General features: G+C 69.6%; 4 protein-coding genes. All 4 read left to right on the forward strand.

Translation table 11 applies throughout. The features are described 5' to 3' along the window. Positions 1 to 504 (forward strand): 30S ribosomal protein S4 (rpsD, locus tag Q0L54_RS10355; RefSeq protein WP_296667866.1); only part of this gene is annotated, 504 nt, incomplete at its 5' end. Between the two features lie 160 nt (positions 505 to 664). Further along, entirely contained in the window at positions 665 to 3,334 is a 2,670-nt protein-coding gene (alaS, locus tag Q0L54_RS10360; protein ID WP_296667868.1) for an alanine--tRNA ligase, read from the forward strand. Between the two features lie 22 nt (positions 3,335 to 3,356). Continuing rightward, on the forward strand, positions 3,357 to 3,794 hold the full coding sequence (gene ruvX / locus Q0L54_RS10365) for a Holliday junction resolvase RuvX (protein ID WP_296667870.1): 438 nt from the start codon (positions 3,357 to 3,359) through the stop codon (positions 3,792 to 3,794). Beyond that, positions 3,787 to 4,920, forward strand: coding sequence for an endolytic transglycosylase MltG (mltG, locus tag Q0L54_RS10370; protein ID WP_296667872.1), 1,134 nt, complete (start codon positions 3,787 to 3,789; stop codon positions 4,918 to 4,920). Before ruvX ends, mltG begins: the two co-directional genes overlap by 8 nt. Positions 4,921 to 4,996 lie beyond the last annotated feature (76 nt).

Below are 4,996 nucleotides of genomic sequence, written 5' to 3' on the forward strand. Positions count from 1 at the left end.
ACCGCTCGCCGCAAGGAGAGCGACTACGCCGTCCGTCTGCGCGAGAAGCAGCGTCTTCGCGCCCAGTACGGCCTCCGTGAGAAGCAGATGACCTCGACCTACGCCGAGGCGAAGAAGGAGTCCGGCCTGACCGGTGAGGCCTTCGTCGAGCTGCTCGAGATGCGTCTCGACGCGCTCGTGCTGCGCGCCGGATTCGCCCGCACCATCCTGCAGGCCCGCCAGACGGTGCTGCACCGCCACATCCTCGTGGACGGCAAGATCGTCGACCGTCCCTCGTTCCGCGTGAAGCCGGGCCAGACCATCCAGGTCAAGCCCAAGGCCGTCACCCTGGAGCCGTACATGGCCGCCGCCGCCGGCGCGCACCGTGACGTGCTGCCCCAGGTGCCCGAGTACCTCGACGTCACGCTCGAGAAGCTCACGGCCCGCCTCACCCGCCGTCCCAAGCGCGCCGAGGTCCCCGTGACCTGCGACGTGCAGCTGGTCGTCGAGTACTACGCGCGCTGATCGCACCCGTTAGGCTCTGAGAAGCCCAACACGCAGTGGCCGCGGCGCACTGCCCTCCGGGGTGGTGCGCCGCGGCCTTTCTGCACGGTGAAGGACGGGACGATGCGCATCGTCCCTGGTCCGGTCCCCGGACCCGTACACAGAAGGACTGAGAACAGGCATGCAGACGGCAGAGATCGCCAAGCGCTGGGTCGACTACTTCGCGAAGCAGGATCACCACATCCAGCCCAGCGCCTCGCTGGTCTCGCCCGATCCGTCGCTGCTGTTCACGGTGGCCGGCATGGTCCCCTTCATCCCGTACATCATCGGCACCGACACCTCGCCTCACCCGCGCATCGCGAGCGTCCAGAAGTGCATCCGCACCAAGGACATCGAGGAGGTGGGCAAGACCACCCGCCACGGCACGTTCTTCCAGATGCTGGGCAACTTCTCCTTCGGCGACTACTTCAAGGAGGGCGCGGTCGAGTTCGCGTACGACCTGCTGACGGGCTCGGAGGACGAGGGCAAGTACGGCCTCGACCCGGAGCGCCTGTGGGTCACCACGTGGAAGGACGACCACGAGGCCCACTCGGCGCTGCGCAACGTGGGCATCGACCCGGCCCGGGTGGTCCACCTCGAGCGCGAGGAGAACTTCTGGGACACCGGCCAGCCGGGCCCCGCCGGACCCTGCGCGGAGTGGCACTACGACCGCGGGCCCGAGTTCGGCCCCGAGGCCGTGGGCGGCACCGTGGACCCGGGCGGCGACCGCTACCTGGAGATCTGGAACCTGGTGTTCGACCAGTACCTGCGCGGCGAGGGCGCCGGCAAGGACTACCCGCTGGTGCGCGAGCTCGACCAGAAGGCCATCGACACCGGCGCGGGCCTGGAGCGCATCGCGTACCTCAAGCAGGGCGTCGCGAACATGTACGAGATCGACGAGGTCTACCCGGTGATCGCCAAGGCCCAGGAGCTGTCGGGCAAGGCCTACGGCGCGGACCACACCGACGACGTCCGCATGCGCGTGATCGCGGACCACGTGCGTTCGTCGCTCATGCTCATCGGCGACGGCGTCACGCCGGGCAATGAGGGCCGCGGGTACGTGCTGCGCCGCCTCATCCGCCGCTCCGTGCGCGCCATGCGCCTGCTGGGCGTCGAGGACCGCACCATGCCGGACCTGCTGCCCATCTCACTCGACGCCATGAAGGCGTCCTACCCGGAGCTCGAGGGCGACCGCGCGCGCATCGAGGCCGTGGCCTACAACGAGGAGGACGCGTTCCGGCGCACCCTCCAGTCGGGCACCACCATCTTCGACACCGCGGTCGACAAGGCCAAGCGGTCCGGCGCGAAGGCGCTGTCCGGCTCCGACGCGTTCACGCTGCACGACACCTACGGCTTCCCGATCGACATCACGCTCGAGATGGCCGCCGAGCAGGGGATCCAGGTCGACGAGGCGCGCTTCCGCGAGCTGATGAAGGAGCAGAAGGAGCGCGCCCGGGCCGATGCGAAGGCCAAGAAGGGCGGCCACGCCGACACGCAGGTTTATGCGGGCATCCGCGAGGCGGGCGCCACGGAGTTCCGTGGCTACGAGGAGCTCATCACCGCGACGTCGGTGCAGGCGATCGTCAAGGGCGGCGTGGGCGTGCCCGTGGCCGTGGCGGGGGAGACCGTCGAGGTGGTGCTGCCCCAGACGCCGTTCTACGCGGAGTCCGGCGGCCAGGAGGCCGATTCGGGCGTGATCCGCTCGGCGCGGGGCAGCCTCGAGGTCATGGACGTGCAGCGCCCCGTCAAGGGGCTCGTGGTGCACACAGTGCGCGTCATCGAGGGAGAGCTCGCGGTGGGCGACGACGTCTCCGCCGAGGTCGACACCGAATGGCGGATCGGCGCGCGCCAGGCGCACTCCGGCACGCACATCATCCACGCGGCGCTGCGTGAGGTGCTGGGCCCGGACGCGCTGCAGTCGGGCTCCTACAACAAGCCCGGCTACCTCCGTCTCGACTTCTCCTGGCCTTCGGCGCTGTCTCCCGAGACCCGCTCGGAGATCGAGGAGGTCACCAACCGCGCGATCCGCCAGGACCTCGCCGTCTCCGCGCAGCACATGACGCTGCCCGAGGCGAAGGAGTGGGGCGCCGTCGCGCTGTTCGGCGAAACGTACGACGAGACGGTGCGCGTGGTGCAGATCGGCGGCCCGTGGTCGCGCGAGCTGTGCGGCGGAACCCACGTGGAGCACTCCAGCCAGGTGGGCCTCGTGGCCGTCACCGGCGAGGCCTCCGTGGGTTCCGGATCGCGCCGCATCGAGGCCTTCGTGGGTCTCGAGGCGTTCCAGAGGCTGGCCGGCGAGCGCGCGCTCGTCTCCGAGCTCACCACCACGCTCAAGGCGCAGCCGGGCGAGCTGAAGGGCCGGGTCGAGAAGCTGCTCGAGCGTCTGGCCGATGCGGAGCGCCAGCTCGCAGGCTACCGCCAGCGGGCCATGCGGCAGATGGCGGAGACGCTCGTGGGCACGGCGGTGGACGTGGGCGGCGTGCGTGTGGTGACGCACCGGTCCACGAACGCCGCGGACGGGGACGATCTCCGTTCGCTGGTGACCGACGTGCGCGCCCGCCTGGGCGACGCGACACCCGTGGTGGTGGCCATCGCCGCGGACCTGGGCGGTCGCCCGCAGATCGTGGTCGCCACCAACCAGGGTGCGCGCGACGCGGCCCTGCGCGCCGGCGACCTGGTGAAGGTCGCATCGTCCATCCTGGGCGGCGGCGGTGGCGGCAAGCCCGACCTGGCGCAGGGCGGTGGCCAGGATCCCGCCCGCATCGGCGAGGCGCTCGAGGCCGTGGCGGCCGCCGTGGCGGCGCGTGGATAAGGGAGCGCGGCTGGGGGTCGACGTGGGCACGGTCCGCATCGGCGTGGCGGCATCGGACCCCGACGGGCTGATGGCGTTCCCGGTCGCGACGGTGCAGCGGGGCGACGGCGATGCCGACGCGATCGCTGCGATCGCGCGGGAGCGGGCCGCCGTCTGCGTGTTCGTGGGGCTGCCGAAGAAGCTCTCCGGCTCCGAGGGCACCAGCGCGGACGATGCGCGCGGCTTCGCCGCGCGGCTGGCGGAACTCACCTCCGCGCCGGTTCGTTTGATCGACGAGCGCTTCTCGACGGCAACCGCATCCCAGGCGATGCGGAGCGCCGGTCGCACAGCCAAGCGGCAGCGGCACGTGATCGACCAGGCAGCCGCCGTGGTGATCCTTGAGAACGCACTGGACATTGACAAGAACGGTAATCTCGACATGGTGACGATCGAGGTTCCGCGCAAGGGGAATGATGACTGACCTTTTCGAGGCCGAGGCGACCACGACGACCTCGCTGGACCTGAGACGACTCCAGCGCCAGAAGCGTCGTGCGGCGCGCCGCCGCGTCACCCTGATCACCACCGCGGTGGGGCTCGTGCTGTTCGCCGTGGGCGCCTCGCTCGCGTGGAACTTCATGCAGGGCTTCGAGACCACGTCCAGCGAGATCGCCGACTTCGAGGGCCCGGGACAGGGCAACGTGCAGGTGATCGTCGAGCCCAACGACACGGGCGCGGACATCGCTTCGACCCTGTACGACGCGGGCGTCGTCGCCTCGAAGCAGGCGTTCATCATCGAGGCGAACGACAACCCGGACTCGGCGTCGATCACCCCCGGCTACTACTTCATGCACAAGGAGATGAAGGCCGAGTACGCGCTGCTGGCGCTGCTCGACCCTGCGAACCGCGACGTGCGGTCCATCACCGTGCCCGAGGGCAAGACGCTCGACTACTACTTCCAGGCGATCGCCAACCTCACGGGCACCACCAAGGAGGAGGTCGCGGCGGCGGCGGAGAACACCGAGGCGCTGGGCCTTCCTGCAGGAGCGGACGGCAACCTCGAGGGCTGGCTGTTCCCCGCGAAGTACGACTTCAACCCCGGCGTCACGCCGCAAGAGGTGATGACCAAGATGGTCGCGCAGACCGTCAAGATGCTCGACAAGTACGACGTCGAAGAGGCCGATCGCGAGAAGATCCTCACCGTCGCGTCGCTGATCGAGCGTGAGGCGAAGCTGGCGGAGGACCGCCCGGTGATCGCCTCCGTGATCTACAACCGCCTCGACATCGACATGAAGCTCGAGTTCGACTCGACGGTCAAGTACCTGTCGCCCTCGGAGGGCGTGTTCACGTCGGACGACGAGCGCGCCATCGACTCGCCGTACAACACGTACAAGTACACGGGCCTGCCGCCCGGCCCCATCGCGGGTCCCGGCGAGTCCTCGATCAAGGCCGCCGTGCAACCCGCGGAGACCGACTACCTGTTCTTCGTCACGGTGAACCTCACCACCGGCGAGACCAAGTACGCCAGCGAGTACTCCGACCACCTGAAGAACGTCGAGGAGCTCCGGAGCTGGGTCGCGGAGAACCAGACCAGCGACTCGTCCTCCTGACGTGACCGCCTGACGTGACCTCGACCCCGGCCGTGCGCCGCGCGGGCGTGCTCGGGCACCCGATCGCGCATTCTCT

Source organism: Demequina sp. (assembly GCF_024642165.1).
Taxonomy (GTDB): domain Bacteria; phylum Actinomycetota; class Actinomycetes; order Actinomycetales; family Demequinaceae; genus Demequina.